The organism is Delftia tsuruhatensis NBRC 16741 (genome assembly GCF_001571325.1).
Lineage (GTDB): Bacteria > Pseudomonadota > Gammaproteobacteria > Burkholderiales > Burkholderiaceae_C > Comamonas > Comamonas tsuruhatensis.
Genome location: NZ_BCTO01000046.1, coordinates 25,219 through 41,401, shown reverse-complemented (window position 1 = coordinate 41,401; position 16,183 = coordinate 25,219). Strand labels below are relative to the sequence as shown.

The window sequence follows — 16,183 nt, the reverse complement described above, 5'->3', positions numbered from 1 at the left end:
ACCATGCTTGCGACACAAGACACCACCGGCGGCACCGCCCAAGCCGCCGACACCCTGACGCGCCACGACCAGCACGGCCGCTACCCCCAGGCCGAGACGGTGGACGATTTCCGGCACAACCTGGCCACCGTGCACGCGCGCATGGCCGCTGCCTGCCGCCGCGCAGGGCGCGACCCGGCCAGCGTGCGCCTGCTGCCCGTGAGCAAGACCAAGCCCGAGTCCAGCCTGCGCCTGGCCCACGCGGCGGGCTGCCGCATGCTGGGCGAGAACAAGGTGCAGGAAGCCTTCGGCAAGTGGGAGGCCATGCAGGACCTGGCCGATCTGCAGTGGTCCGTCATCGGCCACCTGCAGACCAACAAGGCAAAGCTCGTGGCACGCTTTGCCAGCGAGTTCCAGGCGCTGGACAACCTGCGCGTGGCCGAGGCGCTGGACCGCCGCCTGCAGGCCGAAGGCCGGGCGCTGGACGTGTTCGTGCAGGTCAACACCTCGGGCGAGGCCAGCAAGTACGGCCTGCCGCCCGACGAGCTGCAGGGATTCCTCCAGGCCCTGCCCGCCTTCAGTGCGCTGCGCGTGCGCGGCCTGATGACGCTGGCCCTGTTCTCCAGCGAGGCCGAGCGCGTGCGCCAGTGCTTCGTGCTGCTGCGCAGCCTGCGCGACCAGCTGCGCCAGAGCGCGCCGGCGGGCATCTCGCTGGATGAACTGTCCATGGGCATGTCCGGCGACTTCGAGATCGCCATAGAGGAAGGCGCCACCGTGGTGCGCGTGGGCCAGGCCATCTTCGGCGCCCGCGCCCAGCCGGACAGCTTCTACTGGCCCGCCGGCGGCCCTGATCCCGCCGCCCTGGCGCTGCCCTGAACGCGCCCCCTCGCCACCCTTTTCGATTCAACCCTGACCCCGCTTGAGGACCTTGACATGCAAAAAGCCATGCAACCCCTTGATTCCCGCCTGATGAAGGCCTATGCCCGCCAGCCCGTCTCCTTCGTCCGTGGCCGTGGGGCCCGGCTCTGGGACGAGCACGGCACCGAATACCTGGACGCCATTGCCGGCGTGGCCGTGACCGCCCTGGGCCACGCGCACCCGGAGATCGCCGCCGTGATCGCCGAGCAGGCCGGCCTGCTGCTGCACACCTCCAACGTGTTCCGCATCGACTGGCAGGAACGCCTGGGCCAGCGCCTGTGCGCCCTGGCCGGCATGGAGACGGCCTTTTTCTGCAACTCCGGCGCCGAGGCCAACGAGGCCGCGCTCAAGCTGGCGCGCCTGCACGGCCACCGCAGGCAGGTGGCGCGGCCGCAGATCCTGGTGATGGACAACGGCTTTCACGGCCGCACGCTGGCCACGCTGTCGGCCACGGGCAACCCGGCCAAGCAGCGCGGCTTCGAGCCGCTGATGCCGGGCTTCGTGCGCGTGCCCTATGACGACATCGCGGCCGTGCACCGCGCCGCCGCCCAGCATGGGGACATCGTGGCCGTGCTGATCGAGCCCGTGCAGGGCGAAGGCGGCATCCGCCTGGCCAGCCCCGACTACCTGCGCCAGCTGCGCAGCCTGTGCGACCGGCATGGCTGGCTGCTGATGCTCGACGAGATCCAGACCGGCCTGGGGCGCACCGGCGCCTGGTTCGGCCACCAGCATGCGGGCATCGCCCCCGATGTGATGACCCTGGCCAAGGCCCTGGGCAACGGCATTCCGATCGGTGCCTGCCTGGCGCGCGGGCCTGCGGCCGACCTGATCTCGCCCGGCCAGCATGGCTCCACCTTTGGCGGCAACCCGCTGGCCTGCCGCGTGGGTTGCACGGTGCTGGACATCATGGAGAGCGAGGACATCCCCGGCCGCGCCAAGCAACTGGGCCGGCGCCTGCTCAACGGCCTGCAGCAGGCGCTGCACGGCCACCCCGACGTGCTGGCCGTGCGCGGCCAGGGCCTGATGGTGGGCATCGAGCTGAACCGCAACTGCCAGGACCTGGTGGGTCGCGCGCTGGCCCAGCAGCGCCTGCTGATCACGGTGACGCGCGAATCCACCATCCGCCTGCTGCCGCCGCTGATATGCGACGAGCGCCAGATCGACGACATCGTCGCCCGCCTGGCCTGCCTGCTGGAGCCGGCCAGCGCCGCGCAGGCAGGCGCGCCCGCCGCAGGCCAGCTGGCAGCTGCATGACCATCGATTCCCCCAGCCCTTGCCACGACACAGGAACCACTCACCCATGTACGACGCATCCCTGACCCTGGCCGACTTCGACCTGCAGCTGGCCAAGGCCATCCAGAGCGAGAAACGCCGCCAGGAAGACCATGTGGAACTCATCGCCTCCGAAAACTACGCCAGCCCGCTGGTGATGGCGGTGCAGAACTCGGTCTTCACCAACAAGTACGCCGAGGGCTACCCCGGCAAGCGCTACTACAGCGGCTGCGAGAACGTGGACGTGGCCGAGCGCCTGGCCGTGGAACGCGCCATGGCGCTGTTCGACTGCGACTACGCCAACGTGCAGCCCCATGCCGGCGCCCAGGCCAATGCCGCCGTGTTCCTGGCGCTGGCCCAGCCCGGCGACACCGTCATGGGCATGAACCTGGCCCAGGGCGGCCACCTGACGCATGGCAACCCGTCCAACTTCTCGGGCCGCCACTACCGCATCGTCCCCTACGGCCTGGACCCCGCCACGGGCCTGATCGACTACGACGAGATGGAGCGCATCGCCCTGGAGCACCGGCCCCGCATGCTCATCGGCGGCTTCTCTGCCTACTCGCGCCACAAGGACTGGGCCCGCATGCGCGCCATTGCCGACAAGGTGGGCGCCGTGTTCTGGGTGGACATGGCCCATGTCGCAGGCCTGGTGGCTGCGGGCGAATACCCCAGCCCCCTGCCCCACGCGCATGTGGTCACCAGCACCACGCACAAGACGCTACGCGGCCCGCGCGGCGGCCTGATCCTGTCCAAGGGACAGGACGAAACCTTCAACCGCCGCCTGAGCTCGGCCGTGTTCCCCGGCGTGCAGGGTGGGCCGCTGATGCATGTGATCGCCGCCAAGGCCGTCGCCTTCAAGGAGGCGCTGCAGCCCGGGTTCAAGGCCTATCAGCGCCAGGTGCTGGCCAACGCCCGCGCCATGGCCGCCGTGATCCAGCAGCGCGGCTACCGCATCGTCTCGGGCGGCACGGACAACCACCTGATGCTGATCGACCTGTCCGACCGCAGCTACACCGGCAAGGACGCCGACGCCGCGCTCAGCGAGGCGCACATCACCACCAACAAGAACACCGTGCCCAACGACCCGCGCTCGCCCTTCGTGACCTCGGGCCTGCGCATAGGCACGCCCGCCGTCACCACGCGCGGCTTCGGCGAGGCGCAGTGCAAGCAGTTGGCCGGCTGGCTGTGCGATGTGCTCGATGCGCTGGACGCGCAGGAAGGCGCCCGCTTTGCCAAGGTGGCGGCGCAGGTGCGCGATCAGGTGACGGAGCTGTGCGCCCGCTATCCGGTGTACGGATAGACCGCGCGCAGCCGTGGTGGATCAGGGGTTGGCGTTGAGGTTGGGGTTGGCGCAGGCGCCGTCCATTCCCGCCATCTCCGCCAGCTTCTGCATGCGCGAGCGCTGGTCCAGGCAGGCCTGGTACTGGGCTTCGGCCGCCTTTTGCTGGGCCAGCTTCGCGGCCTTGGCGCGCTCGGCCTGCAGCTGGGCGATGCGCTCGCGGATCTGGGGCATGGCGGCCACGGCGGCCTTTTCGCCTTCAAGAATGGCGCTGGCGCGCTGGGTGAAGTCGGCCGGGCCGATGTCCAGCACCTTGGGGCGGATGGTGATGTCGGCGCGGGCCAGCTCGGCCTGGCCCAGCTTCTGGCCCATGATGGCAATGGACTGGCCCAGGGCGCCCAGCATGTTCTCGGGCGCCTTGCCGCGGGCCTTGTTGGAGATGTCCACGGCGATCACCAGATCGGCGCCCAGCTGGCGCGCGGCGTCCACGGGCACGGGGCTGGTGATGCCGCCATCGACGAAGTGGAACTTGCCGATGGCCACGGGCTGGAACACACCCGGAATACTGCTGGAGGCACGCACCGCCTGCCCCGTATTGCCGCGCGCGAACACGGTGCGCTCGCCGTCTTCCAGCCGCGTGGACACGGCCACGAAGGGCTTGGCCAGTTGCTCCAACGGCTTGCGGCCCACCTGTTCGTTCACATAGTCTTCGAGCTTCTGCCCCACCAGCAGGCCGCCCGAGGACAGCTGCAGGTCGCGGATCCTGGTCTCATCCAGCGCCACGGCCTTTTCCTGCAGCTCGAAGGCGTTCATGCCGCTCGCATACAGCGCCCCCACCACGCTGCCCGCGCTGGTGCCGGACACCACCGCGGGCGCAAGGCCATTGGCTTCCAGCATCTTGATGACGCCGATATGGGCAAAGCCCTTCACGGCCCCGCCGCCCAGGGCCAGACCAATCCTGATGGGCGCCACGGGTGTGCCCGGCGCGGTGGGCGTGGACTCGGGCGTGGCCGCCGAGGGGCTGGGCGGGTTGCTGCCGCAAGCGGCCAGCCCCGCCAGGCTCAGGTACACCAGTGGACGCAAAAGGGCTTGGAGGCGCATGCCGGAAGATCCTGCTGTCGGATGACGAGATTCGGGGCGGGCAGTATAGCGGCAGGGGCCTGACCGCCGCAGGCCCTCAGGCTCTGGGCTTCAGCAAGCCGCCCATGCCCTGCACAGCCTCCCTCAAAAACCCCCAGACCGCCTCGATGCGCTGAACCTGCCGGGCATCCGAGGGCATGCTCATCCAGAAGGTGCGGGTGAAGCAGGCCTCGGCGGGCAGCACGCGACTGAGCACGGGGTCGCGGTCGGCGATGAAGGCGGGCAGCACGGCCAGGCCGGCGCCGGCGCGCACGGCCTCGTACTGGGCGGTGATGCTGGTGCTGCGAAAGGCAAAGCGCTCGGGCTGGAACAGGGTGGACAGCAGCTGCAGCTCGCGCGTGAACAGCAGGTCGTCCACATAGTGGATGAAGCTGTGGTGGCGCAGGTCCTCGGTGCGCGCCACCAGCGGGCGGCGCGCAAGGTATTCGCGCTGGCCGTAGAGGAACAGCCGGTAGTCGGTGAGCTTGGTGACCACGGCCGAGCCGCGCGTGGGGCGCTCCAGCGAGATGACGATGTCGGCCTCGCGCCGCGACAGGTGCAGCAGGCGCGGCAGGGCCAGCAGGTCGATGCTCAGCAGCGGATGGCGCTGCGTCAGCGCGGCCAGCTGCGGGGCCAGCAGTTGGGTGCCGAAGCCCTCGGTGGCGCCCACGCGCACCAGGCCGGACGGGCCCTGGCTGGTGGATTCCGCCGCCAGCGGCATGCGCTCCAGCCCGGCTGCGGCGCGCTGCATGGCGTCTGCCACGCCCAGCAGCTGTCGGCCGGCCTCCGTGGGCCGCCATTGGCCCGCTTCGCGCTCGAAGAGCACGGCCCCCAGCTGCTTTTCCAGGGCTTGGATGCGGCGCGACACCGTGGTGTGCTCCACGCCCAGTTGCCGCGCGGCGGCGGCCATGCTGCCGCTGCGCGCCAGCTCGCCAAAGAATCTCAGGTGGTCCCAGTCCATGGGTCGAGGCCGCCTCAGTCGGCAGCGGCGCGGCGCGCGGCCAGCGTGCTGGGCGCACGCGCCAGCTCGTCGTTTTGCCGCACCAGGACGGCCATCATGTCCATGAACAGGCCCCGCTGCTCCTGCGGCAGCGGCTCCAGCATGCGCTGCTGGGCCCGCAGCACCGAGGGCTCGGCAGCGGCCAGCAGCGCAGCGCCTTCTGCGGTGACCGACAGCAGGCGCACGCGCCGGTCGGCCGGGCTGGTGTTGCGCACCATGAGGCCGCGCGCCTCCAGCCGGTCGATGACGCTGCCAATGGTGGAGGTGTCGAAACCGATCATCCGCGCCAGCGTGCGCTGGTCCACGCCGGGCTGGCGCAGCACGGCCGACAGCGCCGCGTACTGCACGGGGGTCACGCCGAATTCCTGGGTCTCTTCCATGAAGACGGCCACCGCGATCTGCTGCAGGCGGCGGATGTGGTAGCCGGGGTAGTTTTCTAGTTCTGCGGGTTGGTAGTCCATGGCCATTGCGCTCTTTTCCGGGTCCCTGCGGGCAAGCGCAGATGTTCGCATGAACCGCGCCCTCCGTTGGCGTTGGCTGGCGGACAGGTGATTCACCCGGACATGCTGTCCACCAACGTTTTGCCTGCATCCAGGGAAACCCCAGGCTGGCCTGATGCAAATCAACACTACACTCATCGTCAGCATACTGTTTAATTAGTCGCGACGCAGCTGACCCGCAGGCTGGCGACATGCACCACGAAGCACAGGACATCCATGAGCACCAGCATTTCTTCCCGGGCGCTGCCCGTTCTTGTGGCAGGCGGCGGCATTGGCGGCGTGGCGGCCGCGCTGGCCCTGGCGCGCCAGGGATTCGCCGTCAAGGTGCTGGAGCAGGCGCCGCAGCTGGGCGAGATCGGCGCCGGCATACAGCTGGGCCCCAACGCATTCGCGGCCTTCGACGCGCTGGGCATTGGCGAGCTGGCCCGTGGCCGCGCCGTCTATACCGACGAGATGGTGATGCACGACGCGCTCGATGAGCGGCTGGTCGGCCGCATTCCCACAGGCGAGGCGTTTCGCGCCCGCTTCGGCAACCCGTATGCGGTGATCCACCGCGCCGACATCCACACCTCGCTGCTTGAAGGCGCGCGCACCCACGGCCAAATCGAGACGCTGACGGGCACGCGCATCGAAGCCGTGCAGCAGGAGGGCGACACCGTCACCGTGCGCGACCAGCACGGCCAGGTCCATGTGGGCCAGGCCCTGATCGGCGCCGATGGCGTGAAGTCCGTGGTACGCCAGCAGTACGTGGGCGATGCGGCGCGTGTCTCCGGCCACGTGGTGTACCGCGCCGTGGTGGAGAAGAACGACTTCCCCGAGGACCTGCGCTGGAACGCGGCCAGCATCTGGGTCGGCCCCAACTACCACCTGGTGCACTACCCGCTGCGCGGCGGCGAGCAGTACAACGTGGTCGTCACCTTCCACAGCCGCGAGCAGGAGGAATGGGGCGTGCGCGAAGGCAGCCGCCAAGAGGTGCAAAGCTACTACCGCGACTGCTGCCCGCGCGCACGCCAGCTCATAGACCTGCCCAAAAGCTGGAAGCGCTGGGCCACGGCCGACCGCGAGCCCATTGGCCAGTGGAGCTTCGGCCGCGCCACGCTGCTGGGCGATGCCGCACACCCCACGCTGCAATACATCGCCCAGGGCGCCTGCATGGCGCTGGAAGACGCCGTGACGCTGGGCCAGGCGCTCAAGCGCTGCGGCAACGACTGGCCGCAGGCGCTGCGGCTGTACGAGCGCTCGCGCATCGCCCGCACGGCGCGCGTGGTGCTGTCCGCGCGCGAGATGGGCCGCATCTTCCACGCCAGCGGCGTGGAGCGCCTGGTGCGCAACGACCTCTGGAAGGGCCGCACGCCCCAGCGTTTCTACGACGCCATGGAATGGCTGTACGGCTGGAAGGCCGAAACCTGCCTCTCCGAAGACTGAACACAAGGAGACCGCCATGCAAGAACTTGGCCGCCTGGAAGACCTGCCCCAGGACTACCGCGACGAACTCGCGCGCAACAACCTGGTGCCGCTGTGGCCCAGCCTGCGCAACGTGATGCCGCCGCACACGCCGCGCCCGCGCACCCAGCCCATTGCCTGGCCCTACCAGGCCATCCGCCCGCTGCTGATGCAGGCCGGCGAGCTGACGCCCATCGAAAAGGCCGAGCGCCGCGTGCTGGTGCTGGCCAACCCCGGCCATGGGCTGGAGAAGATGCAGGCCAGCTCCTCCATCTACCTGGGCATGCAGCTGCTGCTGCCCGGCGAGTGGTCGCCCTCGCACCGCCACACGCCCAATGCCGTGCGCATGGTGGTGGAAGGCCAGGGCGCCTGGAGCCTGGTCGACGGCGAGAAATGCCCTATGGAGCGCGGCGACCTGATCCTCACGCCCACGGGCCTGTGGCACGAGCATGGCCATGACGGCGACGAGCCCGTGGTCTGGCTCGATGTGCTGGACCTGCCCCTGGCCTACTACCTGGAAGTCACCTACCACGTGGACGGCCCGCGCCAGCCCGCCCTGCCCGGCCGTGGCGACCGGGCATATGCGCGCGGCGGCCTGGCACCCACGCAGGTGTTCGCCCGCAGCGCCAAGGCCTACCCCATGCTGCGCTACCCGTGGAAGGATGCCCGCGCCGCGCTGCTGGAGCTGGCCGCCGACCGCCCCGACCTGGACTGCGTGCAGCTGGCCTACACCAACCCCGAGACCGGGGCCGACTGCGAAAACATCCTGGGCTTCTACGCGCTGATGCTGCGCCCGAGCCAGACGCTGCAGCTGCCCGCGCGCTCGCCGGCCTGCGTGTTCCATGTCATCGAGGGCGGCGCCAGCGTGGCCGCCGTGGACCGCCACTTCGACCTGGCCCCGGCCGACACCTGCTGCGTGCCCGGCTGGGCGCCCGCCACGCTGGCCAATGCCAGCGCCAGCGAGCCCGCCTTCCTCTTCCTGGCCGACGAGGCGCCTTTGCACCGAAAGCTGGGCCTCTACGAAGTCCGGCCTTGAATCCTCCGATGTCTCTTTCCTCCCCCATCGCCAATACCATGACCGCCCCCCAATACCTCTGGACCCCGCCCCCCGTCCAATCCCTGCCCGTGCGCGGCAGCACGCAGCGCCTGCCCGTGAACCGCCTGTTCTTCGTGGGCCGCAACTACCACGCCCATGCCGTCGAGATGGGCCGCCCGGTGGACAAGAGCGTGGAGCGCCCCTTCTACTTCACCAAGGCCCCCTCCACCCTGACCGACTCGGGTGCCACCGTGGCCTACCCGCCCGAGACGAACAACTACCACTTCGAGATGGAACTGGTGGTGGCCATCGGCAAGGCGGGCTTTCGCATTGCGGCGGACCAGGCGCATGAACACATCTACGGCTACGCCTGCGGCCTGGACATGACGCGCCGCGACCTGCAGCTGGTGGCGCGCGACAAGGGCCGGCCCTGGGACCTGGGCAAGGATGTGGAGCAGTCCTCGGTAGCCAGCGAGATCGTGCCCATGCCGGGCCAGGTGATCGAATCCGGCGCCATTGCACTGGCCGTCAATGGCGAGACCAGGCAGCAGTCCGACGTGGACAAGCTGATCTGGAACATCCGCGAAATCATTGCCGACCTCTCGCTGTTCTATCACCTGCAACCCGGCGACCTCATCTACACGGGCACGCCCGAAGGCGTGGGTGCCGTGCTGCCGGGCGACCGCATCACCGGCCATGTGCAGGGCGTGGGCGAGATCGCGCTCACCGTGGGCCAGCCTGAATAAGACCGGGGAGACCACCACCATGAAGCTCTACAGCTTTTTCCGCAGCGGCACCTCGCACCGCCTGCGCATCGCGCTCCACCTCAAAGGCCTGCGCCCTGACTATTTCCCCGTGGACCTGCGCGTGGACGAGCAGGCCCAGGCGCCGTTCAAGCAGGTCAACCCGCAGGGCCTGGTGCCGGCGCTGACGCTGGACGATGGCCGCACGCTGATCCAGTCGCCGGCCATCATCGAATGGCTGGAAGAGCGCCATCCCGAGCCGCCGCTGCTGCCCGCCGACCCCGAGGACCGCGCCCAGGTGCGCGCGCTGGCCGCCATCGTGGGCTGCGACGTGCATCCCATCAACAACCGCCGCATCCTGCAGACCCTGCGCCGCCAGTTCGGTGCGGACGAAGCCGCCATCAATGCCTGGTGCGCCACCTGGATTGCCGACGGCTTCGACGCCATCGAAGCCCTGCTGGCCCGCGACACGCGGCGCGGCGACTTCTGCTTCGGCCACGCACCCACGCTGGCCGATGTCTACCTAGTGCCCCAGATCGAAAGCGCACGCCGCTTTGGCGTGGACCTGAACCGCTGGCCGCTGATCAGCGCTGTGGACAGGGCCTGCGCGGCCCTGCCCGCCTTTGCACAGGCCGCGCCCCTGGCCCAGCCTGACGCCGGCTGAACCTCGCCTGAACCCCGCCGCGCCTTTGCCGGCAGCCCTAACCCGCCCCGAGTCCTCGCCAGAAGGACCGGGGCATTGCAAGCAGTGAAAAAAGCAGATCCAACAGGAGACAGACTGTGAAAGCATCCCCATCCAGCCGCCTCGGCACCGCCCCCTCCCGCCGCAAGGCCCTCGCAGGCGCCGCCCTGCTGCTGGCCTCCATCGCCCCGCTGCATTGCGCCTGGGCGCAGGCAGGCTCCAGCAGCGCCGCCAGCTTTCCCACGCGCCCCGTCACCGTGATCACGGCCTTTGCCGTGGGCAGCGGCCCTGACGCCGTGCTGCGCATCGTGGGCGAAAAACTGGCCGCGCGCTGGAAGCAGGGCGTGACCGTGGACAACCGCCCAGGCGGCGGCGGCTTTGTCGCCATCGAAGCCGCACGCCGCGCCAAGCCCGACGGCTACACCCTGCTGCAGCTCGACAGCGAACATGTCTCCGCCCTGCCCTACCTCTACAAGCAGCGCAACTTCCATCCGCTGCAGCACTTCGACCCGGTGGCGCCGCTGTTCCTCACGCCCTTTTTCGTGGCCGTGCCCACGAACTCGCCGTGGAAGAGCATGGGCGACCTGATCAAGGCGGCCAAGTCCGAGCCCGGCAAGGTCAGCTACGGCTCCTGGGGCGTGGGCAGCCCCGGCCACCTGGGCGGCGAATGGCTGGACTTCCTGACCGGCAGCAAGATGACCCATGTGCCCTACCGCGAGGTCAGCCAGCTCTACACCTCGGTGGCCAATGGCGATCCGGCCTGGAGCTTTGCCAGCCTCCCCTCCAGCCAGGGCATCTACAAATCCGGCAAGATCCGCTACCTGGCCGTGGCCGCGCCCCAGCGCATCGCCCAGGTGCCCGACGTGCCCACCGTGGCCGAATCGGGCGGCCCCGCCGAACTGATCGTGAACTCCTTCGTCTCCCTGCTGGCACCCAAGGGCGTGGACACCGTCCTGCGCGACAAGATCCACGCCGACGTGGTCGCTGTGCTGCAGGACCCGCAGGTGCGCGAGAAATTCGCCACCTTCGCCTTCCAGCCCATCACCTGGGAAGTGCCGGAGATGGAGAAATTCGCCAGGACCAAGGCGGACCAGTACAAGCTGCTGATCCAGAAGGCGAATATCAGCCTGGATTGAGAGCACCGAATAGACAAGGCAACGGGGCGTAGCGCCCTGTCGCCCCCGTACCCCGGCCCCTCCTCCCCATATGCCCGTGCCTGCGTCGTGGCGGTTGCGGGGTTGCAGTCCTGCCGAAGGACAGGACTGCTTCGTCAACTGACTGGCCGTGATTGTCTGAACGTAGCGCGCAGCGCGAAGTGAGTTTCACGGCGAACCCCGCGACCGCCACGACGCAGGTCGCCCCTTAGCGAAGCGAAGGGGACGCGGGCATTTGGGCGCGTTTCTTTGCCTCCTTTCTTGTCGCGCGACAAGAAAGGAGGTCGGCCGCCGGGCCGAAACCCGGCCTCGAAAAACGACCGCCGGGCAGGGACCCAAAAAGAGTCGGGATGCAATACTGAATACCTGCCAAGCCAGCTCATTGCCCAACCACTTCACCCTTGCGACTGCGGATTCGCAAACCCCGCCACCTGCTCGTAATGGCGGGCAATGGCGCGCAGCTCGTCCTGGCTGATCAGCTCGTCGATATGGCCGAAGGGCTGGCCGCCGCTGAGCTCGTCCGCCTTCATGATGATGAAGTCGGGCGGTGTGGAGCGGTTGGTCAGCACCACCTGGCTGGTGGCGGGCAGGCGGCTGGCCTCGTAGGCTGCCAGCAGCGCCAGCGGGTCGCCCTGCGGATCGGCGGCCAGCAGGTCGGCCAGCACCCGCGCATCGCGCATGGCCTGGGCCGAGCCGTTGGAGCCGCGCGGATACATGGGGTGGGCCGCATCGCCCAGCAGGGTCACGCGGCCGAAGCTCCACTGGTCCACGGGGTCCTTGTCCACCATGGGGTACTCGAAGATGGTCTCGGCCGAGCGGATCAGGGCCGGCACATCCAGCCAGTCGAAGCTCCAGCCGCCAAAAATCTCCAGCACATCCTCCATGCGGCCTGCGCGGTTCCAGTCGTTCATGCGCATCTGCGGGTCGCGGATCTCGGCCACCCAGTTGATGCGCTGCATGCCCTGGCCATCGACGTTGTCCTCGATGGGATAGATCACCATCTTGCCGGTATCGACCGAGCCGATGCGCAGATAGCTCTTGCCCGTGAGGATGGGCTTGAAGCGCGAGACGCCGCGCCAGGTGTTGATGCCGCCAAAGGCCAGCTCCTCCTGCGGATAGAACTGGCGCCGCACGGCGGAGTTGACGCCATCGCAGGCCACGACGATGTCGGCCGTGGCCGACGGCGGCACATGGCCCTGGGCATCCGGCGCGAAATGCACGGTGGCGCCATGGGCCGACTGGTCCACACGCACGCAGCGGTGGCCCGTGTGCACTGCGCCCGGGCCCAGGCGCTGCACGGCAGCCTCGAAGAGAACGCGGTGCAGGCGGCCACGGTGGATGCCCAGCTCGGGCAGCTCGTAGCCCGCATGGCGGCCGCGCGGCTCGCGGTAGACGAACTGGCCATAGCGATTGAAGAACACGCTTTCCAGGTTCTCGATCGCCAGCGCCTCCAGCTGCGGCTGCAGGCCCAGGTCGCTGAGTTCACGCATGGCATGCGGCAGCAGGGTAATGCCCGCGCCGATCTCGCGGACCTCGGGCACGGCCTCGAAGACTTCGCAGGCAATGCCTCTTTGATGCAGGGCCAATGCCAGGCACAGGCCTCCGATGCCGCCCCCCACGATCGCTACTTTCATCCGCTGACTCTCCATGCTTTCTCCAGGGGCGCTGTTGGCGCCCGCCCCGCCTACTCGGCGGTAATCCCCCGCGCCTTGACCAGATCGGCCCAGCGCCGGGCGTCCTTTTGCACCAGGGCCTTGAACTCGGCCGGCGTGCTGCCGGCCGGATCCATGCCCTGGGGCGCGAAGGCATGCCGGACTTCCTCCGACGCCAAAATCGCGCGGATCTCGCGATTGAGGGCATCGACCTGGTCCGCCGGCATGCCGGCCGGCGCAAACACGCCGTACCACATATCCACGTTCACATCGCCCGCCTTGGCCTCCTTGAGCGTGGGCACATCGGGCAGCAGCGGGTGGCGCCGCTGGCTGCCAATGCCCAGCGCGCGCAGCTTGCCGGCCTTCACATGCGTCAATGCCACATGAATGGGCAGGAACATGCATTCCACCTGGCCGCCCAGCAGGTCCGTCAGCGCCGGCCCTGTTCCGCGATAAGGGATGTGCGTGATCGATACGCCCGCCGTGCTCTTGAAAAGCTCCATCGCCATATGGTGCGGAGTGCCCACTCCCGGCGATGCGTAATTGATGCGGCCCGGCGAGGCCTTGGCGGCCTTCACCAGATCGGCCGCCGTCTGATAGGCGGAGGCCGTGGGCGTCACCAAAATCAGCTGTCCCCAGCTGGTCAGCGTTACAGGCTCGAGGTCCGTCAGCGGATTGAATGGCAATTTGGGATACAGCGATGCGTTCATCACCAGGGTATTCACTGTCACCAAAAGCGTCTGGCCATTGGCGGGCGAGCGCACAACGGCCTCGGTTCCGATATTTCCAGAGGCGCCCGGCTTGTTCTCCACCACCACGGGCCGGCCCTGGCGCTTGGCCAGCAAAGGCCCGATCGTTCGCGCAATCGTGTCGATTCCAGTCCCCGGAGTGAAAGGCACAATCAATTTCAGAGGCACACTCTCGGTGCTGGCGATGGCGCCTGCTACGGGTAAACCCAATACTCCCAATCCGCTTGTCTTCAAAAATTGCCGTCTGCCAACAAAATTTCGCATGTAGACCTCTTTTGTAGTTAGCATGCAAACGCATGGTAATCATGCACCAGAATGGGCACAATTGGTGGAAATCGAATGAATACTGGACATCTCTGCAAGAATACTAGACGCATATGGACACGATGACGCCTGCACCACTGCCGCTATATCAGCGCCCTGGCTTTTTGCTGCGGCGCGCCCACCAGATTTCGGTCGGCATTTTTGAAGAGCAATGCCGCCCCCTGGGACTGACGCCGCCCCAGTACGGCGCCCTGGTGCTGATCGACGCCTCCCCCGGCTCCGACCAAAGCTCCCTGGCGCGCGCCATGGGCTTCGACAAGGTGACCACGCTGCGCCTGGTGCGCGGGCTGGAAGAGCGCGAGTACGTGCACCGCGCGCTGAGCACGCGTGACCGCCGCCAGCACCAGCTCACGCTCACCGAAAAGGGCCGGGCCCTGCTGGCCGCCAGCGTGCCGCTGGTGGACCAGGCCTATCACCGCCTGGTCTCTCCGCTGGAAGACGAGGAACTGCAGGAGCTTTTGCGCCTGCTGACCAAGCTGGAGTCCGGCCTGGGCGCCAGCGCCCGCGTGAAGCTGGAGCCGCTGCACAAGCCCGCCGCCCGCGCCGTACACCACTCCAGTCCCGCTGCAGACGACCGCCTGCCGGCCACCGGTACGGACTGAGCCTTCAAGCCCTGAACCCGCATGGCCTGCGAACACCGCAGGCCATGTTTTTTTGGCGTGGCCGAGTTGGCATGCCGATGTGCAAAAACGCACATGCATACTGCAAACATCTCCATTGCTTGCGAAAAACCGCACAGCTACCATGCGATGAACGCCCGGCGCACGGCATGCCGGGCCGACACCACCGCAACAGGAGACAAGCCATGAATGCATCCACGTCCGCCAAGGTTTTGGCGCCCACGGTCAAGCTGCTGATCAACGGCAAGCTGGTCGAATCCCAAAGCACCCAATGGCGCGATGTGGTCAACCCGGCCACGCAGGAAGTACTGGCCCGCGTGCCCTTTGCCACGCCCGACGAGGTCAACGCCGCCGTCGCCAACGCCAAGGAAGCCTTCAAGACCTGGCGCAAGACGCCCATCGGCCAGCGCGCCCGCATCTTTCTGAAGCTGCAGCAGCTGATCCGCGAGAACATGAAGGAGCTGGCCGCGCTGCTGACCGCCGAACAGGGCAAGACCCTGCCTGACGCGGAGGGCGATGTCTTCCGCGGCCTGGAAGTGGTGGAGCATGCGGCCAACATCGGCTCGCTGCAGCTGGGCGAGCTGGCCAACAACGTGGCCAACGGCGTGGACACCTATTCCGTGCTGCAGCCCCTGGGCGTGTGCGCGGGCATCACCCCCTTCAACTTCCCGGCCATGATTCCGCTGTGGATGTTCCCCATGGCCATTGCCACGGGCAACACCTTCGTGCTCAAGCCCTCCGAGCAGGACCCCATGGTCACCATGCGCCTGTGCGAGCTGGCGCTGGAAGCCGGCATTCCGCCCGGCGTGCTCAACGTGGTGCACGGCGGCGAGGACGTGGTCAACGCCATCTGCGATCACCCCGACATCAAGGCCATCAGCTTCGTGGGCTCCACCAAGGTCGGCACCCATGTCTACAACCGTGCCAGCCTGGCCGGCAAGCGCGTGCAATGCATGATGGGCGCCAAGAACCACGCCATCGTCATGCCTGACGCCAACAAGGAGCAAACGCTCAACGCCCTGCTGGGCGCAGCCTTCGGTGCGGCAGGCCAGCGCTGCATGGCGCTGTCGGTGGCCGTGCTGGTGGGCGATGCACAGAAGTGGATTCCCGAGCTGGTGGAAAAGTCCAAGACCCTCAAGGTCAGCGGCGGCACCGAGCCCGGCACCGACGTGGGCCCGCTGGTGTCCTGCGCGGCGCTGTCGCGTGTGGAAAGCCTGATCGAACGCGGCCTGGCCGACGGCGCCAAGCTGGAGCTGGACGGCCGCAAGCCCCAGGTGGCCGGCTACGACAAGGGCAACTTCGTCGGCCCCACCGTGTTCAGCGGCGTCAAGCCCGGCATGAGCGTCTATGACCAGGAAATCTTCGGCCCCGTGCTGTGCCTGGCGGCTGCCGACAGCCTGGACGACGCCATCGAGTTCATCAACGCCAACCCCAACGGCAACGGCACGGCCATCTTCACGCAGTCGGGCGCTGCGGCGCGCAAGTTCCAGGAAGACATCGACGTGGGCCAGGTCGGCATCAACGTGCCGATTCCCGTGCCGGTTCCTCTGTTCTCCTTCACGGGCAGCCGCGCCTCCAAGCTGGGCGACCTGGGCCCCTACGGCAAGCAGGTCGTGCTGTTCTACACGCAGACCAAGACCGTCACGGCGCGCTGGTTCGACGACAGCACCACCAGCCAGGGCGTGAACACCACCATCAGCCTGCGCTGAT

The 16,183-nt window shown here is 68.1% G+C and carries 15 protein-coding genes; 10 read left to right on the top strand and 5 right to left on the bottom strand.

Annotated features, from left to right (window positions below):
* Positions 1-3 precede the first annotated feature (3 nt).
* The 3 genes from DTS01S_RS21530 to glyA are packed head-to-tail and all read left to right on the top strand — an operon-like array spanning position 4 to position 3,472.
* Positions 4-855, top strand: coding sequence for a YggS family pyridoxal phosphate-dependent enzyme (locus DTS01S_RS21530; RefSeq protein ID WP_061288725.1), 852 nt, complete (start codon positions 4-6; stop codon positions 853-855).
* Between the two features lie 57 nt (positions 856-912).
* On the top strand, positions 913-2,151 hold the full coding sequence (locus tag DTS01S_RS21525; protein WP_082774935.1) for an aspartate aminotransferase family protein: 1,239 nt from the start codon (positions 913-915) through the stop codon (positions 2,149-2,151).
* 46 nt (positions 2,152-2,197) lie between these two features.
* Positions 2,198-3,472, top strand: coding sequence for a serine hydroxymethyltransferase (gene glyA, locus DTS01S_RS21520; protein WP_061288721.1), 1,275 nt, complete (start codon positions 2,198-2,200; stop codon positions 3,470-3,472).
* Positions 3,473-3,493: 21 nt separating this feature from the next.
* Here glyA and DTS01S_RS21515 read toward each other — a convergent pair whose 3' ends face one another.
* The 3 genes from DTS01S_RS21515 to DTS01S_RS21505 form a co-directional block, all read right to left on the bottom strand.
* Positions 3,494-4,552, bottom strand: a complete 1,059-nt coding sequence (locus tag DTS01S_RS21515) for a patatin-like phospholipase family protein (RefSeq protein ID WP_061288719.1) — start codon at positions 4,550-4,552, stop codon at positions 3,494-3,496.
* Between the two features lie 76 nt (positions 4,553-4,628).
* Positions 4,629-5,531, bottom strand: a complete 903-nt coding sequence (locus DTS01S_RS21510; protein ID WP_016446014.1) for a LysR family transcriptional regulator — start codon at positions 5,529-5,531, stop codon at positions 4,629-4,631.
* 14 nt (positions 5,532-5,545) lie between these two features.
* Entirely contained in the window at positions 5,546-6,082 is a 537-nt protein-coding gene (locus tag DTS01S_RS21505) for a MarR family winged helix-turn-helix transcriptional regulator (RefSeq protein ID WP_012205532.1), read from the bottom strand.
* A gap of 204 nt (positions 6,083-6,286) precedes the next feature.
* On the opposite strand from DTS01S_RS21505, the gene DTS01S_RS21500 reads away from it, so the two are divergent.
* The 5 genes from DTS01S_RS21500 to DTS01S_RS21480 all read left to right on the top strand — a co-directional run bounded on the left by DTS01S_RS21500 (position 6,287) and on the right by DTS01S_RS21480 (position 11,110).
* Positions 6,287-7,495 (top strand): 3-hydroxybenzoate 6-monooxygenase, encoded by a 1,209-nt coding sequence (locus DTS01S_RS21500; RefSeq protein WP_026063007.1) that lies wholly within the window; start codon positions 6,287-6,289, stop codon positions 7,493-7,495.
* Positions 7,496-7,511: 16 nt separating this feature from the next.
* Positions 7,512-8,549: a cupin domain-containing protein gene (locus tag DTS01S_RS21495; RefSeq protein WP_061288717.1), complete on the top strand. Its 1,038-nt coding sequence runs from the start codon at positions 7,512-7,514 to the stop codon at positions 8,547-8,549.
* Positions 8,550-8,587: 38 nt separating this feature from the next.
* Positions 8,588-9,295: a fumarylacetoacetate hydrolase family protein gene (locus tag DTS01S_RS21490; protein WP_017407799.1), complete on the top strand. Its 708-nt coding sequence runs from the start codon at positions 8,588-8,590 to the stop codon at positions 9,293-9,295.
* A 19-nt stretch (positions 9,296-9,314) separates the two neighbouring features.
* Positions 9,315-9,956: a maleylacetoacetate isomerase gene (maiA, locus tag DTS01S_RS21485; protein WP_017407800.1), complete on the top strand. Its 642-nt coding sequence runs from the start codon at positions 9,315-9,317 to the stop codon at positions 9,954-9,956.
* Between the two features lie 116 nt (positions 9,957-10,072).
* Entirely contained in the window at positions 10,073-11,110 is a 1,038-nt protein-coding gene (locus DTS01S_RS21480; RefSeq protein ID WP_017407801.1) for a Bug family tripartite tricarboxylate transporter substrate binding protein, read from the top strand.
* Positions 11,111-11,523: 413 nt separating this feature from the next.
* Here DTS01S_RS21480 and DTS01S_RS21475 read toward each other — a convergent pair whose 3' ends face one another.
* Both DTS01S_RS21475 and DTS01S_RS21470 read right to left on the bottom strand, forming a co-directional pair.
* Complete coding sequence (locus DTS01S_RS21475; protein ID WP_017404779.1) at positions 11,524-12,762, bottom strand: flavin-dependent oxidoreductase; 1,239 nt, start codon at positions 12,760-12,762, stop codon at positions 11,524-11,526.
* A 50-nt stretch (positions 12,763-12,812) separates the two neighbouring features.
* Positions 12,813-13,793 (bottom strand): tripartite tricarboxylate transporter substrate binding protein, encoded by a 981-nt coding sequence (locus DTS01S_RS21470; RefSeq protein WP_016446007.1) that lies wholly within the window; start codon positions 13,791-13,793, stop codon positions 12,813-12,815.
* Between the two features lie 122 nt (positions 13,794-13,915).
* On the opposite strand from DTS01S_RS21470, the gene DTS01S_RS21465 reads away from it, so the two are divergent.
* The gene (locus DTS01S_RS21465; RefSeq protein ID WP_223275353.1) at positions 13,916-14,455 is read left to right on the top strand and encodes a MarR family winged helix-turn-helix transcriptional regulator; all 540 of its coding nucleotides are present in this window, start codon (positions 13,916-13,918) and stop codon (positions 14,453-14,455) included.
* 203 nt (positions 14,456-14,658) lie between these two features.
* Positions 14,659-16,182 (top strand): CoA-acylating methylmalonate-semialdehyde dehydrogenase, encoded by a 1,524-nt coding sequence (locus DTS01S_RS21460; protein WP_017404776.1) that lies wholly within the window; start codon positions 14,659-14,661, stop codon positions 16,180-16,182.
* Position 16,183: the final 1 nt, after the last annotated feature.